This is a genomic window from Pseudomonas sp. GGS8 (assembly GCF_024168645.1).
GTDB lineage: Bacteria > Pseudomonadota > Gammaproteobacteria > Pseudomonadales > Pseudomonadaceae > Aquipseudomonas.
Window position 1 is genome coordinate 6,213,816 of record NZ_JALJWF010000001.1, and the last position, 22,721, is coordinate 6,236,536.

Sequence of the window (22,721 nt, forward strand, 5' to 3'; positions counted from 1 at the left end):
AATTGACGATGCTAGTAATGGCAATACGCCACAAACAAAAAACCCGGCTAGATGGCCGGGTTTAGGTATTCGTGTGCGTGTTGCGTGAATTGCGCACTATGGGAAAAGTACGCACAATTCCCCGTCATGTCAATATGTTTATGCCGCCTCTTCTTCCTTTTCCGCGTGAATGACCTGCCATACCGGCTGCTGCGCCTGAATATCCACTTCCTTGATGACTTCTTTCAGGGATTCCCATAGGTCGAGCCAGTCGCGCGTCCAGTTCTTCGGATCAATCGTCACGCCGAAGAAGGTCTTCATCTCGGCGGCGACCCGAGCCGGCCCCCACTCTGCCGCCCCAACCACCTCGCCTTTGTACGATTGCAGGGCCAGCGTCACCAAGTACTGCGCCTTCACGCGCTTGGCCGAAGTGAGGTCTGGCAACTTGGCATGGGCGGTGATCAGCAGCACCGCATTCATGACGTGCTGCATGGTCATCATCGGGTGATACAGGAAGTGCCCGAACTGTTGCACCTGGAACGGCAGCGTGTCGATGGCGCGAAGGACTTTGCCGATCGTGGCCAGATGCGCGGCGCGGGCGGTGGATCGGCCAATCGGCGTACGGCGCGTCTCGCTGATGCTGATCTTCTGTCGAACGATCTGGATGCGCTCTTCCTTGTCCTCGCCCAGAGCCGCAAACACGGCCTCGTGACGGCGCATCCGGTTGCCGGTCTTCACCGGTGCCGATTCAGCCTTGTCGATGGCCACAGCACTGATCGACGCGTTCGATTCGTGCTGCGACTCAGTCCATACCTGTCTTGCGTTGATCAGCTTCATGCTGCTTCCCTCTTCAATTCTTTGGTCTTTGCCCGATACTCGGCCTTGATGGTTTTCAGTTCTTCGATGGTGTAGCGCTTAGGCTCATGCGGGCCTTCGAGCCAGTCCACCTTGTCGGCGCCGATGCGCTTTACCAGCTCGATGCGGTAATTCACGATGTCGCCGGACTTGTGGTTGTTACACGGTGCGCACTGCTTCCAGACATTGAGCGGTTCGAAGCGCAGCTCAGGGTTCGCTCCCACGGTGCGGTAATGTCCGGCGTGGTATTGGCCTTCGTGGTGACGGCCGCAGCTCACGCAAGGCAGCGCGGCATCACGCAGGCGAATCCACTCGTTGAATACAACCTGCGTTTCCCGCGTGTGATCGGCCCGGCTCTTGAGCCTCTCTTTACGGGCCTTGATCTCTTTGCGCTCGATCTGGGCTAGGGACTTGCGGGCCTTCTCCTGGTTCACGTCCTTGATCGCAAGGCCGCAGGCCCAGCTGCATACCTTTTGTGCGGTGGAGAACGACGGTTTGAAGCTCACTCCGCAGGCCGGGTTCTTGCACTTCTTCGTCTTTGCTTCCTTGAGAGCGACTCTCATGCGTAACTCCCCAACTGATCAGCAGCAGAAAGCGCGTCAGCTTCATTCTCAAAGTGCGCAGACAACACCAACCGCCAGCAGGCGTTGAAGACATCGCGGTAAAGTGGCTCGAAAGCGGTGTCATCCATGCTTGCCCAACTGATCGACTTGGCCTCTTTGCGGATCCCTTCAGGTGTGTGCACCAAGTGGAAGTGTCCGGCCTCGATCGTCACCCACTCACGGAAGGCTTCGCGGCTCTTGTCTACTGCCGGGAAACGCTCAGCACGCGCTGACTCAAGGCCGGTGATGTAAGCCGCAACCGCGTGCGAGAGCTGCCCCGGCTTTCCGCTTTGTGCCTCGAAGAACTTGGCCAGCCCTTGAATGCCACGCATCTCCTGGCGCGGAATCAGCCCACCGACCGGTTCCCAGTACTCCCAAGCCAGGTCGAGCATCGAGAAGAACTTGCCGTGAAACTTGCCATTGCGCATGCGGGTGAACTTGCCGTGAATGATCTGGCCTGCCTTCCATTTCTGGACGGTTTCACGGTCGGCTTCGGTGGCCGGCACCAAGCCTTGGGCGGTGCGGATCAATGCGAGCTCAGCCATGAGACGCCCTCCTCGATTCCAACTCCTCGACCTGCCTCAACAGCAGTGCCCGGCGATCTGCCAGCGCATTGGCCGCCTCGATCCGAATTTCGTCCTTCCTTTCGGCCGACGCCGCTCGCATTTCCAACATGGAAGTCTTCACGCCTTGGAGCTTTTCACGCACTGCGGGAGTCGGCCGGGTCACTTCACCGGTGATCAGGCCCGCCAGGGCGCGGCCGTCTTCGGTGACCGGCACCACCCGCATATCCGCCAAGTACTTCTGGCCGCTCTCCTGGGGGATGCGCTGCATCTGCACGGCCTTGGCGATCGCCTCAACTCGGCGGCTGGCGTCGAAGCCCACAGAGACGTGCCAGTTGACTGTTTTGCGATCTTCGCGGGCCTGGCTGACCAGTCGCTCGTAAGCACTGATGAACGCCATCCGGGCACCGACCTTGTCGCCGGCATCGAGGACCGGCTTTGCCGCGCCCAGGGCGATCTGGATCTCATCGGTCAACACCACGGTTTCGAACTCGTCATTCGTGGTCATGGCGATGGCCCATGCCTCGTCCTTGCCCGGGCGACCGTCTTCAGCCTGGATACGTTGCAGCACGGCAGCCAAGGTCAATTTGCCGGCCAGCTCGCGACGGCACGCCTGAAGAGCCTTGCGGATGTCGGTCGGGGCGAACACGGCCAAGTCCTCAGCCATCAACTCGGCAGCCGTGGCGCTGATGGTCTGGCCCAGGGTTTCGGCGGTGGCGCAGATGGCGCCGGCCAGTTGTGCGCGATCGTCAGAGGAAAGCATTGCGCTTACCCCCTTCGCGGATGTTCCGGGCAGCTTCCTGCGCGGCGTTGATGTTGGCCTGGGTGTCTTCCTGCTGGCGGGCGGTGCGGCCATTGATCTGGGTCTGGGTCACCCACTGGGTGTGGTAGCTCTCCGCGTTGGCCAGCAGCTCGCTGAAGCTGTGGCACTTGCGGATCAGCTGGGCATCGTTGATCCCGAGGTAGTACGCAGCAACGCTGTGGGCAACCTCAATGCCGAGGCGACCGATCAGCAAACCGACCTGCCCTCCCACCTTGGCGTTCCAGACTGGCCAAGCTTTGTAGCGCTTGCGGTAGGACATGGCGTAGTTCGCCCAGGTCTTGAACGTCTTGCAGGTCTGGTCTTTGGGGCCTGGCATGTCAGCAGGGATTTCAACCCGTGGCGCTTCGATGCGGTCAACGACCAGTACCAAGCTGCGAGATTGAACCGGCACGACCTTGGCGGAAGCCTGGGGCGTAATTGGTTCAATGACCGGTTCCATGACTGGTTCAAGAGAGTGACTGATTCTGGGTGCAACTGCTGCACTACCCCCTGGTGCAGGAGATTCACTAGGTGGTGAACCCGCTGCACTACCCGGGTGAATCTTCTGCGCCACCCCTGGTGCAGGAGGTGCACCACCATCCAACGTCAGGAAGTAAACGTTCGACGAGTTCCCCTTCGGTCCACCCTTCCGGATCTCCTTGCGCAACAGTCCAGCTTCACACAAGGCGGTGATGTGATTCATGACAGACCGCTTGCTGATCTCGCACTGGTCGGCGATGTGCTGGTAGGACGGCCAGCATTCACCGATATCGCTCGCGTTGTCTGCGAGCTTGATCAGCACCAGCTTGCGCAATGGATTGCCGACGCGAAGCTTCATCGCTGCGACCATAAGGCCCATGCTCATGCTGCACCTCCGGCGAAGGCGCGGAAATCAATCATCTGCACGCCTTTCCAGCTATTACAGGACATGCAAAGGGTTTGAAGATTTGCCATCGATGCCTCGCCACCCTTGCTCTCGGGAATGACGTGATCGGCCCTCAGGCGAAGTTGTTCCGAACAGCCACAGCGCAGGCAGGCGTGACCATCGCGAGCAAACACCTGAGCGCGCAAACCTGAAGGGATAGGCGATTTTTTTGACCTGCGCCGTGGAGCCTGTACGGCTGGCTGATGGATGGTGAAGTGCCCCATTCGGTTCGGGTTCCATTCGCGCCCTTTATCCGTGAGGCGAACCCCTTCAGCGCGCAACTCAATCAAACCTGCATCTTCGAGGACCTTCAACATGCGGTAAGCGGTGTCGGGCTTATCAGTGAGCAACGGCAGTTCGTCAACGATCTTGGCCTTACTCAATGCGAAGTAGATCCCGGTATCCGTCTTGATTGGATTGGCCCAGCTCGGGCACTCGTAGACGAAGGCAAACAGCAGGGCTTGCTGTGCGTTCAAGCCCCACTCGAGCGCCTTTGGCTGATTGACGGTTATCGTGTACTGCATGTCAGACAGCCGCCTCCAGCGTGGCCTTGATATGGCAGAACTCACCATTCCAGGCAGCCTTCATCGGCAACTTCTGCTTCATGTACAGGTTATGCAGGCGCTTGGCGCCATCCTTCAGCAGCACCGGGGTGTACTTCAAAAATGGGTCTTTACCTTCCTGTTCGATGGTGGTCACGCGCTCGGTGAGGTACTTATCGCGCGCCTGGCAGCCAACCCGGTACTTCACGGAACGCTTCGAATCACGCTCGGCGTTGTAGATCCAGTTGCGGGCCAGTAGTGCGTTGTTGATCTGTTGGCAGTTCACGCCATTCAGGCGCTTGCAGAATTGCGTAGGGGTCATACCGACCTGAAAGATCGATTCAAGGCTGGCGATCTTCTCGGCCTGCTGGTGGTTCTCGATGGCCAGCGCCACGTTCTGCTCTTCCAGATCGGCAGCAAGGCGCAATGCATCAGCTCGGGTCTGAGGAACTGAAAAGCTCTGCCCCCGAACAAGGCTCCAGAATGCTTTGACGAGGGTCTTCTTGAACTCGCGAACGACGGGGCCGTTGCGCATGTACGTCATAATCAGCGTGGATTGCTGCTCGTTGAGCAGCGCGAACTCGGTGGGACGCCCTCCCGTACTTTCAGATTTGAAATCCAGAAGTCCAAACTCCTCCAGATCTGCCTGATAAGTCCGGACCAGCTTGATGACGCTGGCGTGGTCGACCTTGCAGCCTTTAGCGATCGCCAGCGTGGTGGTCACGGCTTCGCCATCAATCATCGACACGATGCCGATGAAACTCGCACGCGACACGTTTTGCGAAATCTGAAAACGTGTCGCGACATTGTTCGAGGTATTGCTTGAAATGGGTTGGCTCTGCATAATCGGCCCTCTCTAGTTTTGCGAATCGGCCGACCTCTCCGTCGGCTTTTTTGTGTCTGGGATTTGGGTACTGGATAAATCAACAGCGACTTCAGGTTTCTATCTGCGCAGACCGGTAAGGCCGATACTGGCTACGTGGATTGGTGGTTAGGGATATCAGGCGGCTTCCTTTGGCTTTGAGTCTGTAAGCAACTGATACAGATCAGGCCTCAGCCCCTGAATGGTCAGCTCGCCACAAGAGGCTGCCTGCAACTTTTTGGAGAGCTCAAGGGAGGGCTTCCGATGACCGCCAGCAATTTGATAGAGGTAGCCGACACTTGTGCCTGCCTCTGCCGCGACTTGATCGCGCTCTTTCGCGGTCGCCTTCTTGAGCCACTCTTGCATCTGGGTGGTCATGGGTATTCTCCAGTTTTCTCATGCGAAGTTTATCCTCCAGCTAAATTGTTTAGCAAGAAAGAGTTTAGCTCTGGGAATATTTATCATTTAGCTAAGAGCTGCAATCATTAGCGCATGGACATTTACGCGATCAGAAAGCGCAATCTGGAAGCCCTTGCGGGCAACAGAAAACGAAAAGAGTGTGCTGAGAAGTGGGGGACGTCCTCGTCCGTCCTGAGTCAGATACTCTCCAAAAACCCGGTACGAAACCTGGGGGACGAGCTTGCGCGCCGCATTGAAGCTGCCGAGGACTTGCCTAAGGGCTATCTGGACAATGTGCGAGACACCTCAATCGTTGCAACAGAAGAACTTGGCACCCAGTATTCCGGCCTAAAGGACCTTAACCTTTGGGATGGCTCAACACCTGTTGAGGACGACGAGGTGTGCGTGCCCTTCCTGAGAGAGGTTGAGCTGGCCGCAGGATCAGGCAGGTTTGTCATCGAAGAGAGTGAAAACGCTTTCCTGCGCTTCGGAAAAAGAAGCCTTCGCCAGAACGGCGTTCAGTTTAGCCAGGCAAAGTGCGTCACTGTTCGCGGGAACAGCATGCTTCCTGTGCTAAGGGACGGCGCTACAGTCGGCGTAAATATCGGTAAGAACTCCATAGGCGACATCACCGACGGAGATCTCTATGCAATCAATCATAATGGCCAGCTACGCGTGAAGCAGGTTTACCGCCTGCCTTCCGGCATTCGGCTGCGAAGCTTCAACCGCGACGAGCATCCAGACGAGGACTACACCTTTCAGGGTATTCAGGAAGAACAAATAGCCATTCTTGGGCATGTGTTTTGGTGGGGTATGTACGCCCGCTAAAAATCTGTACTGGCAGATTTTATATTCAAAAATATATCTCTTGTACGCAAACCTGAATTGCAGCAAAACCCAAAAACACTTACATGACACAGGGATGAATATGTATTTTTATCACTTCACTACAGCTTCAAGTGCACATAGAATCAAAGCATCATCACTAAAAGTCGGCAAAACCCCCTTTAGCGGAATGTCTAAGAGACTGGCTATCAGCCTCACAAACACACCAGACCCTAAAGGGCATGGATTGATGACAGGGCAAACCTTAAAAGACTCCGATCCGGAATATAACCTAGTCCTATCTCTTGGTTTGTATACACCTGTTTTAGACCCCAAGGGGTTCTATACAATCACAGTTGCAGATCAGACCGAGGCCATGCTGGTCATCGACCTTAACACCAGCAGCAGCAAATTAATTAGCTACGATAAATTATTTGAGCAAGACATCAAAAACAATGCTTATCCTGGCCTCAGCAAAGGACTATATGAACGCCTAAGCGCTGCAGCTATACACAGTGCGGACTACCCATTTTCTACCGCTCACATAACAACCGCCCAGCAAGACCAAGAAATTCTTGACATAATAAATAAAAAACGCACACACAAAGCCAGCACTTGGTTCTTCTATCTTTCTGACATTCAACCCAAGAACATAGTGCGCATCCTGTTCAAGCAAAGCGATGGATCATACAAATAGCGTAGAGAAACCCAACAGACTGGGCTCTGTGCGACATCCTTCGAAACTCATTCAAAATCGAATGAGTGCGCACATCCCGTAAAGTGTGCGGCCATTAAAGGCTGGAGCCCATAATGGCACCCCCTCCCCCGACGCAGCCTACGAACTGATTGCAGATTTCTTCATTCAAGACTATTCGACCCGAACATCATCGAGCACATGTTCGCTGACTGAAGGAGCACCGCCGCATCGGTACACGCTTCGACAAGCTGGCGAAAAGTTTTTTTGCGATGGTCACGCTGGCTTTTTGCGCTGCGGTGTTTGCAACAGCACCTTTCGTACAGAACCTAAGGCTCATGCGCAGGGCGTCATCTACCAAAGCAGTGGCGTGACCCGGGAGAATGGTCTATTAAGCTAAGAGATGACCAAGCAGTTTTTTGGAGCTTCTTCAGCGAGGGAATGCGGATGATCGAATATCAAGTACAGCCCGGTGTTATGCAGGAAGGCATTTCAATTTCGTCGCTTGTCAGGCAGGCCAGAATTAACCCCCAAGGCCCCTTGCCGTTGATCAGGTGTAATGCGGCCTTAACGACGAATGTAGGGCAAGGATTCGACGATATAATCGACTTTGCACCGAATGTTTCGTGCGTTAAGGCGTTCGGCCTCTTGACCTGTGCAGGAGTCATTTTAACCAGCACCCACGAGAGTTTTCCTGCTCGGGCCGTCGTCTATCATGCTCCGTCCGGGAATTTTGCACCGGGGAAGCTCCAAGAGCTGCTTGGCTACCTGGCAGATGCCCATGGAGCACAGCCCCCATTAAATTCAATATTAGCTGTTTACGCTTTTCCAAATCCCGCCGATGACGGTTATCGGGAAGAGGCACTGAAAATTCAGAACATTGGAATTCCAGGAGACAATATAGTCTTCATCCCGAATATTAGCGGCGTTACGTTTGGAATCAACTCTCATGGCCAGGTAGGTATTTGACAGCTGAATAGTGAGCGATAGAGCTGCCGACTAGGTGGCGCAGCTTTCAAATGATGAAGTATTGACGCCCCAGCAGTCAGCTTTTTCTCGTGTCACGCAGGGCAACATCAGCGCTCAAAGCCCTCAACATTAGGTACCTTCGACAAAACCAACTGGATTGAGCCCTCCCAAAAAAATCAAAGCACTGCCCGCCTCAGAGCGGGTTTTTTTTCGCCTGGAATCTGCCCTAACGACCATTTCAAATGATCCGTGACGGCATTGAGTGAAAACAAAATATGCATTGGCTAAATTTTTTAGCGTCGAGCTATTGACGAAAGATTTAGCTTATAGCTAAATTACATCCAAGCCAACGCATAACCGGCCCAGCAGCGAAAGCCGCGACCGCTCTTTAACAACCTGCGCCATAAACGATTACTCAGCGATTCGCTGGGAGGTCAGCCCCGGCCACACCTGTGGGGCGAGAGAAAGTCAGGTGAATAAAATCGCGCTGCCACTACTGGCGACCGGCGACAGACAGGCACGAAAGCCTGCCCACGATGGGATACCCCATACGGCTGTCGAGGTGTTGACCGAACTGGCGAATGACCCGGTAAGCGCCGCGAGACAGATTCAAAAATTAGCGCTCTGAGCCTCGGCTATGAGGAGCGCCGGACCTCATGCGGTGTGCCGTATCAACTCACCCAGGCATAGGGCTGTACGCCGCATGTTGTAGATACCCAATGACCGCGCCAGCAACGCTGATCGAGCTGGCGCGAACAGGGAAGCTCACCGCCGCGCCTATTTACCGAAACCTGTAATCAGCAAGCGGGAATTAGGCCTCAGGCAACACCACATCGCTGACGAAGTAACCCCGGCCTGACGCCAGTAGCGTGACCGGGTGTTCTACGAACAGTTTCACCACTGCACCTGGTCTGCCGGGTGCAGTGGGAAACCAACCGGGAATCACGACGATGGAAGCAACAATCATCAACGGCGCATGGAAGGGCCACCTCGGTCGCGGCCTTGCACCGCGGGAGCTTCAGTTCCTTCTCTGGATTGCCCAGGGATTCACCTCGAAAGAGATCGCCAGAGAGGCAGGGATCGAAGCCGGCACTGTCAAAAAGCGCCTCACCAATGCGATGTTCAAGCTCGGCGTCACGCGGCGTACCGCTCTGGTGGCCGAGGCCATGAAGCGGCAGATCATCACACCGATGTGTTTTGTTCTGGCGGCGCTGGTCGCCATCCACTCAATGCTTGATGACGAATCGATGCGTCGTGATCGCCGCGCGCCTGATCGTCGTACAGCTCAGGTCCGGATGGTGCGGCGGGCTGAATGCCCTGCTCTGGCCGTATGACCGAAACAAAGATTTCACTGGTTAGCCTTGGCGACAGGGCCAGACGGGAAATCAACCGAGGAAAAATCAATGACACCTGAGCAGAAAGTGAAATTCCTGATCCTGGCGCTCGACGCGCGCTGGCAGAAAAAAGATGCGCCCGATTACACCGCGATGACTGGCGCCGATGCGGATGCTGGTTATGCCTCCTTGGTGAATGCTGGCGAGCACTGGGATAGCCGAAACGAGACCCGCTGCGGCGACGTTGAAACGGATATCCCGTGCGACGGCGGCCGCCACTACGAAGCCAAATCGGTCGCTGCTCAGCTACCAGACGGTACCTGGGTAGGCTGGACGCACTATTACGGCGGCGGCAAACACGCCGAGCCAGACGCCATCGAGTGGATGAGCGAGGCCTACGACCTCTCCTGTGTTGAGGAAGAAAAGGTGGTGACAGTTCGCACCTCCACAAAGATCGCTGCATAGACCAACCAGCGCCACGTATAAATACAAGCCGCCTTGAGTCATGCCAGTCATCGGCAGATGGACGGCCTTCTGGCTCCATTGCTATTCTTTCAGTTCAATACATGGAGGTGATTTATGGCGAATGACGCTAGCACGACTATCAATATCCGCGCTGATATACCGACAAAACAGTTTCATGCCCAACCTAGGGATCCAAATTTTGGTAGGGATGAAACAATGAATTACAACCCCGTAAGTGGCGAACTATCAAGTCTGCGCGCTACTTTTGATCTCAAGAATACAGATGGATCGGTGCATGCCTATATAGAAGGTGGCCCCGCTTTGCTTTTCAATGGAACGGATTCAATTCCTCTTACAAACACATTTAATGGTGTGACTTTGACGGCGACACCTCAGGAGGTTGTCGATGATCCTCAATCGACTCCGGGCACCCAGGCTGATTTGCTTATCACTGCCGCAAAACCTACCGACACACAGAACGGGCTATATACCGCAAGTTATACCGTAATTTTCGATGCAGTTCCCCGCGCAATGACTGAGCTTAAAGTTAACACTGTCATAGCTCCTGCTAGTTCACTTACTTTGACAGACGAAGTAGCTATCGACGGCTCCGCCACGCTAGAAGTGAAGTATCTTTAACTGGATCACTATTTGTAGCACTTAAGACTGGCGGGCCTGCCGCCCACTGCAAACCCCATCGATCATCAGGTCCATGGGGTTTTTCTTCGCCTTTTGCATTTCATAACCGCAGTGATACTTCACGGCATAAACAATCAGAACTACGTCAGCCTGACGATAACTGCCCGATCCTCTCTATGAGAGCGCATCGGGGTGTGATCTGAATCCTGCAGCCAAGCAGCGAGCTTCCATGCAGCGAGGCCCGAGCGACGAACAGGGCCTGATACGGGGATTGGCGCCCGCCAGATCACACCCTGATGCGGACGAATCCGAGTAGTTTAAAGGTTGCAGCTGTACTGATATTCGAAGGGAAAAAATACTGTATCGACCACCAATGAAAACGGTGCGTCGATTAGCAAAAAAGGAATTAGCTTTCCTTTCGAGGTACCCACCAGCCACCAATCAAATCGCAGTCCGATGTAGGGGCAGCGATGTTTGTCGTAATCCATCCGCATAGCGGTGGCCATACACCCACTTAAACTGGCAATCAGGGCCAGCAGAATCACTTTTCGAACCACGTAACGTCCTTTTAAATGGTCGTATTCATGTCAACGTTTGGCGGTGATCAGTACCAGCAAAAAGGTAGTGACGCCGTATCAGCCACGAAAGTGAATGGTAAGTCGATGATTACAAGCGGACCGAGAAACTGCGCGAGCACGTATTCACCCTTGACGCCGTCATAGCAATCATAAGGAGGGTTCGTGACGGCCCCAAGCCAAGCGCAACCACCGAGTTGAGATATGGCCAAAATCAAGATGAGCTTCCGTAGCACGTAATTTCCTTATTACTTATCCGTTGTGTGATTTGTAGACGCTATCGCGAAAAGTTAGTCACCCTCCCTCGACACCACCTGCATGCACTCCCCTCCGCGCCCAACGGCAACCAGCGGAACGGATGAGTGCAGCCGAGTTTTGTTGGATCAACACCCGCCACTCTGGAGGCGACCATGTCAGCACTACGCAAGGCTCAGATTCAATACGACAACCTTCTGCCGCCTCCGGTGAGCGAAGACGACCTGGCGAAGATTCAATGGCTGGAAGCGAACGCTGAAAACCTGATGCGAGGCTTCGTCGTCAGCTGGGGTATCCGCGCAGATCGCAGTGAAGTGACCCAGACCGAGCTTTACAAGGCTGTTCAGGACCATGTGAACCAGCGCCAGATCGACGGCGAAGACAAGAAAGATGCCATCGGTCAGCTGGTGATCGCCGCCCTGGGTTACAGCACATCCAGCCTGATGATGGACATGGCCATCTACCTGCTCGGCTCCAAGACGGCGCTGAAGGATATCGCGCTTGAGCTTCTGAAGCCTCACGCGGCCAAGGCCGTTGCGTTTCAGGAGGAGCAGGACCGTCTTGAACAGAGGTGCGGATTTTGAGCCCACACATCCTGATCGATCAGGCCCTCGACGGCGTGGCCATACCCATTGGCCAAGAGGACATCAGCTTGTTGGTCCAGGAGCTGATCACGCGCCTCTTCACCGACGGTGCAATCACCATCGACGAGTTCAACCACTACTGCAAACGGCTGCGCGACATTTGCCAGCAGCGCAAGGAGGCATGATGACCACATCACCAGTCAAAACGCTGATCGACGAACAGCTCGAGGACGTCAGCGCCCACAACTTGCGTGAGGCTTACGGCTTGGCCGAACGCCGCGGCTACTTCGGTGCGCCAGTCGAGCAGTACGCCGAGCCTGGCTATGGTGGGCGCGTCCTTCAGGTGCTGCGTTACCGAGTTGCTCAGCTGGAGCGTAAAGAGTGAGTGGCCACGGCGCACATTTGCGCGGTCAGAACCTGGCCAAACGCTGCGCGAAGCTTCGACGGGAAGGCCTGCCGCTGACCGAGGTTGCCCAGATCGCCGGCGTCACTCGCGAGCAGGTCGCCGCCAAGATCAAGCTGGGCGAGAGGCTTCTGTCGCTGGAGGAGCATCAGTGAATACGCGTCAGCGATACCGCCGCATCTTCTTCTGGCGAAGCTCGTTTACCGCCCTCACCGTCTGCAATGCCGCGTTGCTTATCGCTGCTTTCGCTGGCCGCTTCACTCAATAACTCACACCTTCAACGCTGCGTGCATCGCGGCAAGGAACACTCATGTCCACGAATATGCGGATCTGGGATCTGGTCGACACCACCGATCCAAGTGCCACCAAGAACTTCACCGGCATGGGCGGCTTCAAAGGTACCGCCATCAAGCCGACCTACCTGATGCGCAAGGCTACTGAGATATTCGGGCCGTGCGGTGAAGGCTGGGGCTGGACTGTCCTTGAGGAGCGCTTCGACGAGGGCGCCCCGCTCCAGGCTCCCACAAAGGAATGGCCCGGCGCCCCGCTCATTAACGCCAAGCTGCATACGGTGAAAATTGAGCTTTGGTATCTGGGCAAAGAGGGCCAGAAATGCACTGTTCAGCACTACGGTCACACGCCTTTCGTGTTGCTGCAGCAAGGCAAGATCATTACCGACTGGGAGGCAGCGAAAAAATCGCTCACGGATGCCATCGGCAAGTGCCTTCAACCTCTCGGGTTCGCAGCGGACATCCACATGGGGTTGTTCGACGACGCTGCTTATGTCGAGACCGTGCGGGACGAAGTGGCGATCGCCAAGGCAGAAGACAAGCAGCAAGAGATCGAGCGCCAGCAGCAAGAGCGCCTGGAATTCATCAGGTCGGTTATAGAAACCATGGCCGGCGCCCAGTCCGCCCAGGAACTCAAGAAGATCCACGACACCGCAGTGCGCAAGCTGACGCTCCGGAAAGACACCAAGGGTGCCGAGCGCATTTCGCTGGAGTGGAAACGCATTACTGATGCCGCCGAACGGGAGAACGCAGCATGACTCAGCTCTACAAGCTCTCTGGCCAAATGGCCGAACTACAGGCGATGGCCGACACCGACGACGAGGGCCTGAAAGAGGCCCTGCAAAACACCATGGATGCGATTCAGGGTGAGTTCGAAGTGAAGGCCGACAACATCGTCATGTTGCGCCGCAACATCGAAAGCGATATCGATGCCATCGACAAAGAAGTCGAGCGGCTCAACGAACTGAAACGCGTGAAGAAGAACAGCGTCAGCCAGATCAGCGACTACCTGCGCCGCAATATGGAGGCTGCGGACATCAAGTCGATCAAGCGCCCTCTGTTCACCATCACCCTGGCTCTGGCACCGGAAAAGGTAATCGTCGATAAAGAGGACGAGATCCCCGACGACTTCATCGAAACAAAGACCGTGTTCTCGCCGGACAAAAAGACGATTGCAGCGAAGCTCAAGGAAATCCGCGATCACAACGCCGCGGTGCGCAAGCGCATTGAAGCCGGCGAAGACGCCGAGGCCGACCTGTTGGAGGAGCCTATTTGGGCTCACCTGGAGCGCGGCGAGAGCTCAATCCGGATCAAATGAGGCAGCCATGATCAGCAACCACCTAAAGCTGGTCGAACAGCACCGGCCACAAGCACAAGCGATATCTGATCAGGTCGCCCAGTACCTAGCGGCCGGCGGGCAAATCGCACAACTGAAAAGCCCGCCGCGCAATCCGTTGCCGCCTGCCCGCTCGGACAAAGTCGATCCCGGCACGGTGCTCAAGCGAAAACCAAAAGGGTTGAATTGGGCCGAGCGCCAGGCGCTTCGCAAAATGGCGGACTCACTATGAGCAAGCGCAAACCGCATAACCTCAAGGCCCGCATCGACCGATCGTGCCGGGCACTGCTCAGCACCAACCACGTCGCGGTGGTGAACATCGATCCAAGCGGCCGCCAGGGCATGATCAACTGGAAGAACTGCAAAAACATCCCGCCCGGCCAACGTCTCGCCGAGGCGGTCTGCGACCTCCCGCACCGCTGGACAATCTACGTCAGCGTCCAGTGCCGCGATCAGCGCGGGCACCGCTACACCAAGTCGGTAGAGGTGGCGCCCCAGGGCAACTACCTGGCCGCGCACCTCGAAGACGTGATCGAGGAAACCTACAAAGACCTGGTCGCCGAGAGCAATCCGAATCATCGGGTCGCATCGGGCTGGATTGCCGTCCCGGCTGAGGTCTCGCTCACGGAAGAACAGGCCGCCCGGGTGTTCGACGCCGTGGGTGTCTGGAGTCAGCAAAGAGCCGCATGAGACGTATCAACCATCAGGTGCGCCAGCGCCTTCGCCAGTCGCAATTCAACCTTCCCCCAAGCGGCCTGTTGGCCATCCCGGAGAAACAGCAATGCCAACCCCAACCGATACCGCCGAGTTCCTCGAAGAGCTGAACGGCGGCGCATTTGCCAGCCAAATCGGCCACGCCCTTTCCGAAGTAGCCGCTGGAGTAGTTGACCACGGCAAGGCCGGCAAGCTGGTGATCACTCTGGACTTCAGCCAGATCGGCGAGTCCAGCCAGGTGAAGATCAAGCACAAGCTCGACTACAAGGTGCCGACCAAGCGCGGTACTCGAAGCGAGAACACCAGCCTGGACACGCCGATGCATGTCGGCTCCGGCGGAAAAATCACTCTCTTCGCGGAAAAGCACGATCAGCTCTTCAGCCGCGACCAAGCACCTATCACTCCCCGCACCTAACCGCTCGACCATCAAGGAACTGACCAATGTCTCTGACCAAAGAAGCGATCCAGCTCATCACCGACACCGCGCTCGAAGCGAGCGGCAAGGCGCTGGCCACCCAAACGCCTACCATTGTGCTGCCCGAAGGCTGCCAGGTCGTCACTCTCGAAAAATGGCAGGCCGGGCGCAGCCGTTTCCGTGGCATCTACTCGACCCATTCGCTAGCCGACTTCAGCTCTTACGTTTCGGATCGAGCTGTAGCGAACGCCAAGGGCTTCATCGATCAAGACGAAATGACCTGCACGTTGCTCTTCAACCTGGGCACCGATGCATTGCCAGGTCACGCCGATGATCGCGCACTGCTTCGATTGAAAGCGTCCGCTGGTTACAAGGCTGCACAGGCAATCGGCGGACGGGCTATGACACAGAAGGATTTGAGCGACTGGATCGAAGACTGGCATCAGTACCTCACGCCGGTCGATGACGAAGGCAACGCGATCCCTGTCGCGAAGGCGATCGCAGCAGTGCGAACTATCACGATCAAAGCGACCAGCGAATCCGAGACAACCGTCGGCGACACCAGCGCCAGCAGAAGCGCCATGGACCAGATCGAGGCCCGCAGCAAAGAAACCCTGCCCACCTCGCTGCTGTTCAATGTGATCCCGTACGAAGGCCTGACCGAACAGCAGATCATGCTCCGCGTGTCGGTGATCACAAGCGGTGCCCAGCCGGCTTTGAAATTGCGCTGGGTGGGTGAAGAGGTTCAGCGAGAGGACATCGCACAGGAGTTCAAAACAGTGCTTCAAGATAAGATCGGTGATGCTGCCGCATTGTCTTTGGGTACTTTCGATCCGAAGTAAGCCTAGCGGGCCAAGCATACTGCCAAAGGCAGCATCGCCTATAGTGCAAGTATGCGCTGCAGTCGAGGTGGATATTCCCGATAGACAGGGCACTTAGATAAATCTCGAGCAAAGTAGTAATTTGTCGAGCGATTTATCGCAACCTGATTATTTACAGCCACCTCGCACCGAGTAAGTGTAGAGTTTGGCTGATCTGCAATGATGGATAGCTTTGGGGATATGGGAATTATCATCATATCCTCAAAGCAATCTGGAACTATGAATTCACCATCAACAGCGCGAACGATACCCCACTCCGTATTACGATTATCGTGCCGAAAAGCATTAATGTAACCGACAACATGAATTCCAGCGGCAAATCGTCCAGGCATGACGCCATCCCTAAAAAATATAGTGTGGTTGCTCTCTAGTATCTCCTGCTGATCCTTGGTCAAGGGATCGCTTGAAATTCTATCAACTTGCACATCCGGCAACCCATCCAACTTAAACTTCTGACGACTTCTCCACAGAGAGAAAAAATCCTCGACAACAATTTTTTCGAAATACCCGATAACGGTAACGGAGCCACTCTGAATACCGCGAACTAGATTTTGAAATCGATCTTCTATTCGCTTACCGATTCCAACTTCAGTGCGTTGGTCCCACACGCGCTTGGCGCAAAACAAACTGTTATTTGATTTAATCTTTAAAACCTTTTTAGCGTTGTAACTGAATACTTCAACAAAACCTTCAGTATTCGAAAATCTATCGATACAAGCTTTAGGAAACACATGCTGATCGGTAGTCAGCTTGTAAGGATTTCCCTTTTGAGTTGCTTCGAACTTCATGCTCGCCTCACTACTTTTTGATGAGACGAATATCCCACAACTTCAACTCGCCGGCGAGGATTCCCCATGTCCGCACAACAGAAGAAACATCCCTTCGATTTCAAAACTCAATACGGACTCGGCTTCAGCACTCAGGACGATGAGATCGTTGTCGACTTCTTCTGTGGTGGCGGCGGCGCCGGTACCGGGCTGGAGATGGGGCTGGGCCGCGCGGTGAATGTCGCGAAAAACCACAGCCCTCAAGCGATCAGCATGCACACCGTCAATCACCCAGGAGCAGTGCACTACACCACCGATGTGTTCGATGGCGATCCGGATACCGAGTGCGGTGGGAAGGCCGTTGGATGGTTCCACATGTCCCCTGACTGCACACACCACAGCCAGGCCGCTGGCGGCCAGCCGCGCAAGCGTGAGATTCGCAACCTGTCGTGGATCGGCCTGAAATGGGCGGGCAAGAAGAAGCCTCGCGTCATCAGCCTGGAGAACGTGAAACAGATCCTTCAGTGGGGGCCGCTGATTGCCAAGCGCTGCAAAGCCACCGGCCGCGTCGTGAAGTTGGGTGGTGGCATCGCCGAGCCAGGCGAGGTGGTCCCGGTCCACCAACAGTTCCTGGTGCCTGACCCGAAACGGCGCGGCCAGACCTGGGCCACATTCGTCTCTGAGCTGCAGCACCTGGGTTATGTCGTCGAATGGCGAGTGCTCAAGGCCTGCGACTTCGGCGCGCCGACCAGCCGGGAACGCCTCTTCATGATCGCCCGCTGTGACGGTGAGCCGGTTGTCTGGCCGGCGCCGACCCATGCCAAGCACCCAGCAAAGGGTCAGCAGAAGTGGCGCACCGCCGCTGAGTGCATCGACTGGACGATCCCAAGCAAAAGCATCTTCGACCGTCCAAAACCACTGGCCCCGGCCACCCTGCGTCGGATCGCCAAGGGCATGAAGAAGTTCGTCATCGATGCCGCTGACCCATTTATCGTGCCAATCGCGAACTGGTCCGGCGAAAGTGTTCAGTCAGCGCACGACCCACTGCGCACCGTGACCTCTTGGCCGCGCGGCGGATCGTTCGCCATGGCCAGCCCGATCATCGCACCAGCCACGCATCATGGCAGCGACCGAATCAACGACCCGCACGCCCCGCTACCGACAGTCACCTGTGCCAACCGCGGGGAACTGACGCTGATCAGCCCGGTAATGGTCGGTGTAGGTGGCCGCGCGGGACAAACCGAACCGCGCCCAGGCAACGAGCCGAGCTACACGATCACAGCGAAGGCCGACACCGCGATCGCTTCTGCTCACCTGGTGAAGTTCCGGTTTACCGATGAAGGCAAGGCGCTCGATGAGCCGCTACCGACCATCACCAGCGGTGGCAATTACCAACGCCCGGCCGGCGCAGCCCACGCGATGGGCATCTCGACGGTGTTCATGGCGCAGATGAATGGCGGCTTCAACACCACCGATGCCAAGAGCGTTGATGACCCCATGACCACGGTGACCAACACCGGCAGTCAGCAGCAGCTGGTGACCGCCAACTTGGTGCACCTGCGTGGCAATTGCGATGCACGGGATGCTGCCGATCCGCTGCATACGATAAGCGCTGGCGGCACCCACCACGGCCTGGTCACCGCATTCATGGAGCGTCAGTTCGGCGCCAGCGTTGGCCAGGCCGTGGATGAGCCAGCACCAACCATCACGGCGGGCGGCGGCGGTAAAAGCTCGCTGGTCGAATTTCAGCTTTCGCCAGAGGTTGAAGCTGGTGCACTGCGGGTCGCGGCATTCCTGATCAGCTACTACGGTACCGAGAACGTGAGTGGTGCCGATGAACCCGCGCCAACGATCACCACCAAGGATCGGCTGGGCTTGGTCACCGTCACCATCAAGGGCACGCCCTACGTGATCGTCGACATCTGCCTACGGATGCTGCAACCGGCCGAGTTGTACAAGGCTCAGGGTTTCCCCGCCGACTACATCATCAGCCATGGCGCCGACGGCAAGCCGTTCACCAAGACTCAGCAAGTCCACATGTGCGGGAACAGCGTCAGCCCTCCACCGATGGCGGCACTGGCTAGGGCCAATGACCCTTGGCGTGTGGCTGAGCGGCAAGCAATTGCGGCTTAAGACTCATCGACGAGTCGGAACCGCATTTCTACCGGTGCGCCAGGCGCTTTGATTTCGTCGATCTGTACATGCCTGGCACCGCACCCGGCACAGTTGAATACCTGGCCGTCGATGTTTTTGTCGTAGTGCATGTCGACTTCAGTTTCCTTTCCGCATTTCTGGCAAACGAATTTCACAGTCATTGCTGTAACTCCGGCATCAAGTGAGACCTCATGTTAGTCCGGAATCTGGGAGGTAAAGCATCAATCACTCACCGTCCGGGCATGACCCGGCATAGGACGCCCATGCCCACAGAAAACAAACCGGCCGAGCCGCTACCGAGCTTGGCGACCGGTGCAGGCCTCGATGCATCGACCTGGACCGACTACGTCAAACGCCTGCGTCATGACTGTGTTGGCGCAGGCGTTCGAGATCACTGCACCGCTGACGCGATCTTCATCGTCCAGGCTAAGCGGATCATCTACGGCATGGATACCGACTATAGCGACAACCGCGTCTTGCTCGATCATTGCAACGAGGGTGAATGGTTCTCGCCGAAGGAGTATTGGGCCGATCAAGATCGCGATGAGCGAGCGGCCCTTAACAAGGCGATGCAGGAGTGGTCAAGCTGCCAATTCATGAAGGCATCCGAGGATGATCAGTGGTACGTCCTTGGCGAACTGAGCGGCCATAGCGTCACCGGCTGGACGGAAAGCTGGGAATACGTCAATGCCCACTTCACCAAAGACGCGGCCGAGGCGTTCATCCGGCGCAAGAAGCACGACTATCGCAAAGGCATGCGGGTCTACGTCGACTCGCAGTACTACGCCTGGGAGTTCAACGCGATCAAAGAAGCGATCCTCAACGGCACGCTAACCTACACGCCGAAGGTGGCCGCATGAAGCGCATTTACCTCAGCGGGCCAATGACCGGCCTGCCCGGCCTCAACTTCCCCGCCTTCGCCACAATGACTGCCAACCTGCGCGACGCCGGCCACGCCGTCACCAACCCCGCCGAGCTCAACCCTGACGGCGGTTCCTGGAACGACTGCATGCGCCGCGACATCGCCGCCCTGATGGACTGCGACACCGTGGCCACGCTCCCGGGCTGGGAGCATTCAAAGGGCGCCCGCCTCGAAGTGCTGATCGCTGAACGCCTCGGCATGACGGTGGTGGATGCCCATGATCTGATATCAATGGAGATTGCAGGATGATCAGTCCTGCTTTTGTTTCCAATAGTCCATTCGCTTGACCGGGTCAGAAACAGTTGCGCCGCATTGCTCGGCGTACTTGTTTAGAAGAATTGAAAAATTCGCGCCGTCATTATTGATTTCCTTTGTCATCGACTTGATAGCCATCTCAGTTCTAGCGCGAGTCAGCTTCTCACTTGTAAGTGCCGTCGAGTATTCCAAGGCGGTATCCGCAGCATTTCGGCTGCGCTCAGTAAGTTCCGGTTGCTGGGTGTCGAAAACTTTCGCTGAAATCAAGTAGAACCCGGCGCATTCAGCCAGCTCATGCGCAAGATTGTTTGCAGCTCGCTCGGGCTCATACGCAGAAGCAGAACAAAGCGGCAGTAGCAGTGCAAAAGGAATATATCGAACCAAATCAGAGCATCCTTTCTCGGCTTGCGAAGTGCAGGCATGTAAGACACCAGTAAAGCACACCAGTAACTCCCTCCCCTTCAAAGTCAGCCGCTATCTCGAGGAAGCGGCAAACCGGCGAGCCCGACCAACACCCCAAGCCAACATTCTGGTCATCGATTCGCCCGGGCGAGCGTCGACAGCCTCCTCATGCAGCGCCGTACCATCGGGAGCATAAATCCCGATGAACATCTCGGCGTTCCCACCTCGCGATAGCCTGACCTGCACGTCGATGAGAGTCCCGTCGCTAAGGATTTCGTCGTGTATTCGGTGATTGAGCGTGGGGTCTGCCCAGCCCCAGAAGACATCGCCTCGAACTCTCATAGAGCCCCCTGCCTGCTTCTTGTCAGGGTCAACAGAATCCAAAAATAGATCTATGAGAACGAAGTTCAACCGCACTGAAGCAGCATCTGACAACTGGCCGTAATAACTGTACGAGATCAAAATTTTTGTACAACTTTCAGCCGCTATAGCGGCAAGGACAGGTAGTGCCCATGGAAAACAAAATCGCCGAGCCGCTGAAGGTTGAGCGCTCGACAGTCACGAAGCTGGTCATTACCGGCGCCCCGCGGCTTGATCCGATCACCGTGTTCCTCGAGGACTTCGGCCGCCGCGACTGCCCGACTGAATCGAACCCGAACTACCAGACCGCCCAAGGCAAGATCACCATCAATTGCTGGGACAATAGTTGGAACGCCTATTGGGGTGGCATGGGGCCGCGTACCGTCGCGCAGTTCGTAGCCGATTGCGGCTGGGACTACGTTCTGAACTGCTTGAATCGCGGCATCAGTTCCACTGTCTTCAGCGGTGACGCGCTGCATACCCTGGCCAAGAAGTGCGTCGTTCAGCGCCGTCGGCAGCAGACCGGGCGCCACGACTGGGAACTGGGCGAGCTGAGCAAAGGTGAAGCCTGCGAGCTTTGGCATGACATCAATGTTCTGCGCAGTATCGAAAGCTCAAACGAATGCTGGCATCAAAGCGCGCTGCTGACCGAGCTGTTCGGCGAGGAGTGGCATTACTCGCTCAATGGCAAGGCTGTCGAAGAAAACCACGAATTCACTTACCTGCGCCGCGTTGTCGAGGCAGTTCAGCAAGCACTGCGCCAAGAAAATCAGCAGACGCCACCGCCCTCCTTCACCGAGCAGTTCATCGAAGACCACCTCGGCAAACTCCCGCTGAAGTTGTAATCCCCCCTTCAAGGTCAGCCGATATAGCGACGCCACACGAAACTGGAAGCTCAGATAGCAGTTTGAAGATTATCGGTACTGGCTTCGAACGGGCTATTCATAAAAGCGTCCCAGCATTTGTAGGCGTCGTGCTGTCTCTTGCGGGCCACATCCCAATCGGGCCCCGAAAGACACTTTGACGACACCAACATCATCATTCCCATGGTAGCGGCGTCGAGCTCTAACAGGAGCTGATGTGATTTGATCCTGAAGTCATCGATAGATGCCATTTGCTTCGCCTCGGACGGAATTCACCACCATCAAGAAACAACCGTTCCTCGGTCGGTGGAGTACAGCGATAGCCAATGATTCACTGAATCTGACCGCCGGTACGATTTAACTAAACCTCCCCCTTCGAAGTCAGCCGCAATAGCGGCAAAGGAAAAGTCATGCCTGAAGAAACTGTTTTGATTGACGCCCTACCAGTTGAACGCGACGCGCAGGGCTGGTGGTCCCACCCCGATTACCTGTCGGAATTCGACGACGAAATTACCGAAGAGCAGTTCAACGACTGGTGCAAGCGCCACCAGGTGGAAACGAAGATCACCTACATGGAAAGCGACGTCTCGACCGATGTGTTCAACGTTTATATGGAAGACGGCCAAGTCGATTGCTCGGCGTGGGAGATTCAGCACCCCGCCGAACCGGGTTGGTTCATTCTGTCGATCCACGACGCCGAGGATGGCCCTGTTTGCATCTGGGGCCGGCGGGTGACGCCATGATCGCCCTCGCCTGGTTCGCCTATGTGTACTGCTACAAGGGGCCGCGGTGATAATCGAAAAGAGCTCGCCCTAACCAGGTGCTGGACGGCGCCAGCACATATAGCACCTGGCAGGACGAGCTGGGAAACCTTACGCGCTCCGCAACGCCACGTCCCTACGCAATTCTGAACAATTCACAACTGAACAGCCTGCCGGTGTACGGCGTTTAGCGAATGAGGGTTCGCCCTGCACGTATGACCTTGCCATCCATGGACTGGTAAAGAGTCATGCGGCAGGGTGAACTGCTGAAACGATACAGCAACTTAATTACTTTTCAAAAATTTATACATGACCTGCCGGTACACGGT

Annotated in this window: 36 protein-coding genes and 1 pseudogene; 21 read left to right on the plus strand and 16 right to left on the minus strand. The window is 56.1% G+C overall.

The features are described 5' to 3' along the window. Positions 1 to 138: 138 nt before the first annotated feature. From J3D54_RS27815 to J3D54_RS27855, 9 genes and pseudogenes are all read right to left on the minus strand, one after another. Entirely contained in the window at positions 139 to 816 is a 678-nt protein-coding gene (locus J3D54_RS27815; RefSeq protein ID WP_253425468.1) for a hypothetical protein, read from the minus strand. Then, positions 813 to 1,397: a recombination protein NinG gene (locus tag J3D54_RS27820; RefSeq protein ID WP_253425470.1), complete on the minus strand. Its 585-nt coding sequence runs from the start codon at positions 1,395 to 1,397 to the stop codon at positions 813 to 815. Before J3D54_RS27820 ends, J3D54_RS27815 begins: the two co-directional genes overlap by 4 nt. After that, complete coding sequence (locus J3D54_RS27825; RefSeq protein WP_253425472.1) at positions 1,394 to 1,981, minus strand: DUF1367 family protein; 588 nt, start codon at positions 1,979 to 1,981, stop codon at positions 1,394 to 1,396. Before J3D54_RS27825 ends, J3D54_RS27820 begins: the two co-directional genes overlap by 4 nt. Continuing rightward, positions 1,974 to 2,762 carry a hypothetical protein gene (locus J3D54_RS27830; protein WP_253425475.1) on the minus strand — a complete coding sequence of 263 codons (789 nt, stop codon included), beginning with the start codon at positions 2,760 to 2,762 and terminating at the stop codon, positions 1,974 to 1,976. The genes J3D54_RS27825 and J3D54_RS27830 overlap by 8 nt, the downstream gene beginning before the upstream one ends. Next, positions 2,749 to 3,666, minus strand: a complete 918-nt coding sequence (locus tag J3D54_RS27835; RefSeq protein WP_253425478.1) for a helix-turn-helix domain-containing protein — start codon at positions 3,664 to 3,666, stop codon at positions 2,749 to 2,751. Before J3D54_RS27835 ends, J3D54_RS27830 begins: the two co-directional genes overlap by 14 nt. After that, on the minus strand, positions 3,663 to 3,950 hold the full coding sequence (locus J3D54_RS27840; protein ID WP_253426811.1) for an HNH endonuclease: 288 nt from the start codon (positions 3,948 to 3,950) through the stop codon (positions 3,663 to 3,665). The genes J3D54_RS27835 and J3D54_RS27840 overlap by 4 nt, the downstream gene beginning before the upstream one ends. A gap of 54 nt (positions 3,951 to 4,004) precedes the next feature. After that, a pseudogene (locus tag J3D54_RS27845) lies at positions 4,005 to 4,250 on the minus strand (phage replication protein); the annotation flags it as partial. A 1-nt stretch (position 4,251) separates the two neighbouring features. Next, positions 4,252 to 5,112: a Rha family transcriptional regulator gene (locus J3D54_RS27850; protein WP_253425481.1), complete on the minus strand. Its 861-nt coding sequence runs from the start codon at positions 5,110 to 5,112 to the stop codon at positions 4,252 to 4,254. 156 nt (positions 5,113 to 5,268) lie between these two features. Then, the gene (locus J3D54_RS27855) at positions 5,269 to 5,508 is read right to left on the minus strand and encodes a hypothetical protein (protein WP_253425484.1); all 240 of its coding nucleotides are present in this window, start codon (positions 5,506 to 5,508) and stop codon (positions 5,269 to 5,271) included. A 114-nt stretch (positions 5,509 to 5,622) separates the two neighbouring features. On the opposite strand from J3D54_RS27855, the gene J3D54_RS27860 reads away from it, so the two are divergent. The 3 genes from J3D54_RS27860 (at position 5,623) to J3D54_RS27870 (ending at position 8,017) form a co-directional block, all read left to right on the plus strand. Continuing rightward, positions 5,623 to 6,357, plus strand: coding sequence for a helix-turn-helix transcriptional regulator (locus J3D54_RS27860; RefSeq protein ID WP_367399642.1), 735 nt, complete (start codon positions 5,623 to 5,625; stop codon positions 6,355 to 6,357). 94 nt (positions 6,358 to 6,451) lie between these two features. Next, a complete protein-coding gene (locus J3D54_RS27865) occupies positions 6,452 to 7,051 on the plus strand; it encodes a hypothetical protein (RefSeq protein WP_253425487.1) in 600 nt (199 codons plus the stop codon). A 444-nt stretch (positions 7,052 to 7,495) separates the two neighbouring features. Further along, positions 7,496 to 8,017, plus strand: a complete 522-nt coding sequence (locus J3D54_RS27870; protein WP_253425490.1) for a hypothetical protein — start codon at positions 7,496 to 7,498, stop codon at positions 8,015 to 8,017. 811 nt (positions 8,018 to 8,828) lie between these two features. On the opposite strand, the gene J3D54_RS27875 is transcribed toward J3D54_RS27870, so the two are convergent. Beyond that, positions 8,829 to 8,984: a hypothetical protein gene (locus tag J3D54_RS27875; protein WP_253425493.1), complete on the minus strand. Its 156-nt coding sequence runs from the start codon at positions 8,982 to 8,984 to the stop codon at positions 8,829 to 8,831. On the opposite strand from J3D54_RS27875, the gene J3D54_RS27880 reads away from it, so the two are divergent. The 3 genes from J3D54_RS27880 to J3D54_RS27890 all read left to right on the plus strand — a co-directional run bounded on the left by J3D54_RS27880 (position 8,968) and on the right by J3D54_RS27890 (position 10,455). Then, entirely contained in the window at positions 8,968 to 9,351 is a 384-nt protein-coding gene (locus tag J3D54_RS27880) for a response regulator transcription factor (RefSeq protein ID WP_253425496.1), read from the plus strand. The two genes, J3D54_RS27875 and J3D54_RS27880, sit on opposite strands and share 17 nt — an antisense overlap. A 69-nt stretch (positions 9,352 to 9,420) precedes the next feature. After that, positions 9,421 to 9,816 (plus strand): hypothetical protein, encoded by a 396-nt coding sequence (locus J3D54_RS27885; protein ID WP_253425499.1) that lies wholly within the window; start codon positions 9,421 to 9,423, stop codon positions 9,814 to 9,816. Between the two features lie 114 nt (positions 9,817 to 9,930). After that, a complete protein-coding gene (locus tag J3D54_RS27890) occupies positions 9,931 to 10,455 on the plus strand; it encodes a CS1 type fimbrial major subunit (protein WP_253425501.1) in 525 nt (174 codons plus the stop codon). 317 nt (positions 10,456 to 10,772) lie between these two features. Here J3D54_RS27890 and J3D54_RS27895 read toward each other — a convergent pair whose 3' ends face one another. Both J3D54_RS27895 and J3D54_RS30390 read right to left on the minus strand, forming a co-directional pair. Then, on the minus strand, positions 10,773 to 11,012 hold the full coding sequence (locus tag J3D54_RS27895) for a YceK/YidQ family lipoprotein (protein ID WP_367399643.1): 240 nt from the start codon (positions 11,010 to 11,012) through the stop codon (positions 10,773 to 10,775). A 47-nt stretch (positions 11,013 to 11,059) separates the two neighbouring features. Next, positions 11,060 to 11,266 carry a YceK/YidQ family lipoprotein gene (locus J3D54_RS30390; protein WP_367399644.1) on the minus strand — a complete coding sequence of 69 codons (207 nt, stop codon included), beginning with the start codon at positions 11,264 to 11,266 and terminating at the stop codon, positions 11,060 to 11,062. A 174-nt stretch (positions 11,267 to 11,440) separates the two neighbouring features. Between J3D54_RS30390 and J3D54_RS27905 the strand changes: the two genes are divergently transcribed. The 10 genes from J3D54_RS27905 to J3D54_RS27950 all read left to right on the plus strand — a co-directional run bounded on the left by J3D54_RS27905 (position 11,441) and on the right by J3D54_RS27950 (position 15,869). Continuing rightward, a complete protein-coding gene (locus J3D54_RS27905; protein ID WP_253425504.1) occupies positions 11,441 to 11,869 on the plus strand; it encodes a hypothetical protein in 429 nt (142 codons plus the stop codon). After that, on the plus strand, positions 11,866 to 12,054 hold the full coding sequence (locus J3D54_RS27910; protein ID WP_253425507.1) for a hypothetical protein: 189 nt from the start codon (positions 11,866 to 11,868) through the stop codon (positions 12,052 to 12,054). Before J3D54_RS27905 ends, J3D54_RS27910 begins: the two co-directional genes overlap by 4 nt. Further along, entirely contained in the window at positions 12,054 to 12,254 is a 201-nt protein-coding gene (locus J3D54_RS27915; RefSeq protein ID WP_253425510.1) for a hypothetical protein, read from the plus strand. The genes J3D54_RS27910 and J3D54_RS27915 overlap by 1 nt, the downstream gene beginning before the upstream one ends. Next, positions 12,251 to 12,427 (plus strand): hypothetical protein, encoded by a 177-nt coding sequence (locus tag J3D54_RS27920; RefSeq protein WP_007941868.1) that lies wholly within the window; start codon positions 12,251 to 12,253, stop codon positions 12,425 to 12,427. The genes J3D54_RS27915 and J3D54_RS27920 overlap by 4 nt, the downstream gene beginning before the upstream one ends. 155 nt (positions 12,428 to 12,582) lie before the next feature. Further along, positions 12,583 to 13,320: a hypothetical protein gene (locus J3D54_RS27925; protein WP_253425512.1), complete on the plus strand. Its 738-nt coding sequence runs from the start codon at positions 12,583 to 12,585 to the stop codon at positions 13,318 to 13,320. Further along, on the plus strand, positions 13,317 to 13,880 hold the full coding sequence (locus tag J3D54_RS27930) for a siphovirus Gp157 family protein (protein WP_253425515.1): 564 nt from the start codon (positions 13,317 to 13,319) through the stop codon (positions 13,878 to 13,880). The genes J3D54_RS27925 and J3D54_RS27930 overlap by 4 nt, the downstream gene beginning before the upstream one ends. A 7-nt stretch (positions 13,881 to 13,887) precedes the next feature. Then, positions 13,888 to 14,130, plus strand: a complete 243-nt coding sequence (locus J3D54_RS27935; protein WP_253425518.1) for a hypothetical protein — start codon at positions 13,888 to 13,890, stop codon at positions 14,128 to 14,130. Then, positions 14,127 to 14,588 carry a hypothetical protein gene (locus tag J3D54_RS27940; RefSeq protein WP_253425521.1) on the plus strand — a complete coding sequence of 154 codons (462 nt, stop codon included), beginning with the start codon at positions 14,127 to 14,129 and terminating at the stop codon, positions 14,586 to 14,588. The genes J3D54_RS27935 and J3D54_RS27940 overlap by 4 nt, the downstream gene beginning before the upstream one ends. Before the next feature lie 91 nt (positions 14,589 to 14,679). Further along, positions 14,680 to 15,027 (plus strand): hypothetical protein, encoded by a 348-nt coding sequence (locus J3D54_RS27945; RefSeq protein ID WP_253425524.1) that lies wholly within the window; start codon positions 14,680 to 14,682, stop codon positions 15,025 to 15,027. Positions 15,028 to 15,053: 26 nt separating this feature from the next. After that, positions 15,054 to 15,869 (plus strand): DUF2303 family protein, encoded by an 816-nt coding sequence (locus J3D54_RS27950; protein WP_253425527.1) that lies wholly within the window; start codon positions 15,054 to 15,056, stop codon positions 15,867 to 15,869. Positions 15,870 to 15,907: 38 nt separating this feature from the next. On the opposite strand, the gene J3D54_RS27955 is transcribed toward J3D54_RS27950, so the two are convergent. Beyond that, on the minus strand, positions 15,908 to 16,696 hold the full coding sequence (locus J3D54_RS27955; protein ID WP_253425530.1) for a hypothetical protein: 789 nt from the start codon (positions 16,694 to 16,696) through the stop codon (positions 15,908 to 15,910). Between the two features lie 66 nt (positions 16,697 to 16,762). Here J3D54_RS27955 and J3D54_RS27960 point away from each other — a divergent pair, with 66 nt between their 5' ends. Next, positions 16,763 to 18,808 carry a DNA cytosine methyltransferase gene (locus J3D54_RS27960; RefSeq protein ID WP_253425533.1) on the plus strand — a complete coding sequence of 682 codons (2,046 nt, stop codon included), beginning with the start codon at positions 16,763 to 16,765 and terminating at the stop codon, positions 18,806 to 18,808. Here J3D54_RS27960 and J3D54_RS27965 read toward each other — a convergent pair. After that, positions 18,805 to 18,990 (minus strand): hypothetical protein, encoded by a 186-nt coding sequence (locus tag J3D54_RS27965; protein ID WP_253425536.1) that lies wholly within the window; start codon positions 18,988 to 18,990, stop codon positions 18,805 to 18,807. The two genes, J3D54_RS27960 and J3D54_RS27965, sit on opposite strands and share 4 nt — an antisense overlap. Positions 18,991 to 19,092: 102 nt before the next feature. Here J3D54_RS27965 and J3D54_RS27970 point away from each other — a divergent pair, with 102 nt between their 5' ends. Together J3D54_RS27970 and J3D54_RS27975 are read left to right on the plus strand one after the other, a co-directional pair. Beyond that, complete coding sequence (locus tag J3D54_RS27970) at positions 19,093 to 19,689, plus strand: hypothetical protein (protein ID WP_253425539.1); 597 nt, start codon at positions 19,093 to 19,095, stop codon at positions 19,687 to 19,689. Beyond that, positions 19,686 to 20,000, plus strand: a complete 315-nt coding sequence (locus J3D54_RS27975; protein WP_253425543.1) for a DUF4406 domain-containing protein — start codon at positions 19,686 to 19,688, stop codon at positions 19,998 to 20,000. The genes J3D54_RS27970 and J3D54_RS27975 overlap by 4 nt, the downstream gene beginning before the upstream one ends. On the opposite strand, the gene J3D54_RS27980 is transcribed toward J3D54_RS27975, so the two are convergent. Continuing rightward, positions 20,001 to 20,390, minus strand: coding sequence for a hypothetical protein (locus J3D54_RS27980; protein ID WP_253425545.1), 390 nt, complete (start codon positions 20,388 to 20,390; stop codon positions 20,001 to 20,003). It abuts the gene before it with no gap. Positions 20,391 to 20,480: 90 nt separating this feature from the next. Beyond that, entirely contained in the window at positions 20,481 to 20,750 is a 270-nt protein-coding gene (locus J3D54_RS27985) for a hypothetical protein (RefSeq protein WP_253426819.1), read from the minus strand. Between the two features lie 170 nt (positions 20,751 to 20,920). On the opposite strand from J3D54_RS27985, the gene J3D54_RS27990 reads away from it, so the two are divergent. Together J3D54_RS27990 and J3D54_RS27995 are read left to right on the plus strand one after the other, a co-directional pair. Further along, positions 20,921 to 21,613 carry a hypothetical protein gene (locus J3D54_RS27990; protein WP_253425548.1) on the plus strand — a complete coding sequence of 231 codons (693 nt, stop codon included), beginning with the start codon at positions 20,921 to 20,923 and terminating at the stop codon, positions 21,611 to 21,613. Positions 21,614 to 22,041: 428 nt separating this feature from the next. Next, the gene (locus tag J3D54_RS27995) at positions 22,042 to 22,374 is read left to right on the plus strand and encodes a hypothetical protein (RefSeq protein ID WP_253425551.1); all 333 of its coding nucleotides are present in this window, start codon (positions 22,042 to 22,044) and stop codon (positions 22,372 to 22,374) included. Positions 22,375 to 22,721: the final 347 nt, after the last annotated feature.

What these genes read in the sequence shown, in the direction of transcription:
- J3D54_RS27815 (WP_253425468.1), bottom strand. Translation starts at nt 816, where the DNA reads ATGAAGCTGATCAACGCAAGACAGGTATGGACTGAGTCGCAGCACGAA.
- J3D54_RS27820 (WP_253425470.1), bottom strand. Translation starts at nt 1,397, where the DNA reads ATGAGAGTCGCTCTCAAGGAAGCAAAGACGAAGAAGTGCAAGAACCCG.
- J3D54_RS27825 (WP_253425472.1), bottom strand. Translation starts at nt 1,981, where the DNA reads ATGGCTGAGCTCGCATTGATCCGCACCGCCCAAGGCTTGGTGCCGGCC.
- J3D54_RS27830 (WP_253425475.1), bottom strand. Translation starts at nt 2,762, where the DNA reads ATGCTTTCCTCTGACGATCGCGCACAACTGGCCGGCGCCATCTGCGCC.
- J3D54_RS27835 (WP_253425478.1), bottom strand. Translation starts at nt 3,666, where the DNA reads ATGAGCATGGGCCTTATGGTCGCAGCGATGAAGCTTCGCGTCGGCAAT.
- J3D54_RS27840 (WP_253426811.1), bottom strand. Translation starts at nt 3,950, where the DNA reads ATGGGGCACTTCACCATCCATCAGCCAGCCGTACAGGCTCCACGGCGC.
- J3D54_RS27850 (WP_253425481.1), bottom strand. Translation starts at nt 5,112, where the DNA reads ATGCAGAGCCAACCCATTTCAAGCAATACCTCGAACAATGTCGCGACA.
- J3D54_RS27855 (WP_253425484.1), bottom strand. Translation starts at nt 5,508, where the DNA reads ATGACCACCCAGATGCAAGAGTGGCTCAAGAAGGCGACCGCGAAAGAG.
- J3D54_RS27860 (WP_367399642.1), top strand. Translation starts at nt 5,623, where the DNA reads ATGGACATTTACGCGATCAGAAAGCGCAATCTGGAAGCCCTTGCGGGC.
- J3D54_RS27865 (WP_253425487.1), top strand. Translation starts at nt 6,452, where the DNA reads ATGAATATGTATTTTTATCACTTCACTACAGCTTCAAGTGCACATAGA.
- J3D54_RS27870 (WP_253425490.1), top strand. Translation starts at nt 7,496, where the DNA reads ATGATCGAATATCAAGTACAGCCCGGTGTTATGCAGGAAGGCATTTCA.
- J3D54_RS27880 (WP_253425496.1), top strand. Translation starts at nt 8,968, where the DNA reads ATGGAAGCAACAATCATCAACGGCGCATGGAAGGGCCACCTCGGTCGC.
- J3D54_RS27875 (WP_253425493.1), bottom strand. Translation starts at nt 8,984, where the DNA reads ATGATTGTTGCTTCCATCGTCGTGATTCCCGGTTGGTTTCCCACTGCA.
- J3D54_RS27885 (WP_253425499.1), top strand. Translation starts at nt 9,421, where the DNA reads ATGACACCTGAGCAGAAAGTGAAATTCCTGATCCTGGCGCTCGACGCG.
- J3D54_RS27890 (WP_253425501.1), top strand. Translation starts at nt 9,931, where the DNA reads ATGGCGAATGACGCTAGCACGACTATCAATATCCGCGCTGATATACCG.
- J3D54_RS27905 (WP_253425504.1), top strand. Translation starts at nt 11,441, where the DNA reads ATGTCAGCACTACGCAAGGCTCAGATTCAATACGACAACCTTCTGCCG.
- J3D54_RS27915 (WP_253425510.1), top strand. Translation starts at nt 12,054, where the DNA reads ATGACCACATCACCAGTCAAAACGCTGATCGACGAACAGCTCGAGGAC.
- J3D54_RS27925 (WP_253425512.1), top strand. Translation starts at nt 12,583, where the DNA reads ATGTCCACGAATATGCGGATCTGGGATCTGGTCGACACCACCGATCCA.
- J3D54_RS27930 (WP_253425515.1), top strand. Translation starts at nt 13,317, where the DNA reads ATGACTCAGCTCTACAAGCTCTCTGGCCAAATGGCCGAACTACAGGCG.
- J3D54_RS27935 (WP_253425518.1), top strand. Translation starts at nt 13,888, where the DNA reads ATGATCAGCAACCACCTAAAGCTGGTCGAACAGCACCGGCCACAAGCA.
- J3D54_RS27940 (WP_253425521.1), top strand. Translation starts at nt 14,127, where the DNA reads ATGAGCAAGCGCAAACCGCATAACCTCAAGGCCCGCATCGACCGATCG.
- J3D54_RS27945 (WP_253425524.1), top strand. Translation starts at nt 14,680, where the DNA reads ATGCCAACCCCAACCGATACCGCCGAGTTCCTCGAAGAGCTGAACGGC.
- J3D54_RS27950 (WP_253425527.1), top strand. Translation starts at nt 15,054, where the DNA reads ATGTCTCTGACCAAAGAAGCGATCCAGCTCATCACCGACACCGCGCTC.
- J3D54_RS27955 (WP_253425530.1), bottom strand. Translation starts at nt 16,696, where the DNA reads ATGAAGTTCGAAGCAACTCAAAAGGGAAATCCTTACAAGCTGACTACC.
- J3D54_RS27960 (WP_253425533.1), top strand. Translation starts at nt 16,763, where the DNA reads ATGTCCGCACAACAGAAGAAACATCCCTTCGATTTCAAAACTCAATAC.
- J3D54_RS27965 (WP_253425536.1), bottom strand. Translation starts at nt 18,990, where the DNA reads ATGACTGTGAAATTCGTTTGCCAGAAATGCGGAAAGGAAACTGAAGTC.
- J3D54_RS27970 (WP_253425539.1), top strand. Translation starts at nt 19,093, where the DNA reads ATGCCCACAGAAAACAAACCGGCCGAGCCGCTACCGAGCTTGGCGACC.
- J3D54_RS27975 (WP_253425543.1), top strand. Translation starts at nt 19,686, where the DNA reads ATGAAGCGCATTTACCTCAGCGGGCCAATGACCGGCCTGCCCGGCCTC.
- J3D54_RS27985 (WP_253426819.1), bottom strand. Translation starts at nt 20,750, where the DNA reads ATGAGAGTTCGAGGCGATGTCTTCTGGGGCTGGGCAGACCCCACGCTC.
- J3D54_RS27990 (WP_253425548.1), top strand. Translation starts at nt 20,921, where the DNA reads ATGGAAAACAAAATCGCCGAGCCGCTGAAGGTTGAGCGCTCGACAGTC.
- J3D54_RS27995 (WP_253425551.1), top strand. Translation starts at nt 22,042, where the DNA reads ATGCCTGAAGAAACTGTTTTGATTGACGCCCTACCAGTTGAACGCGAC.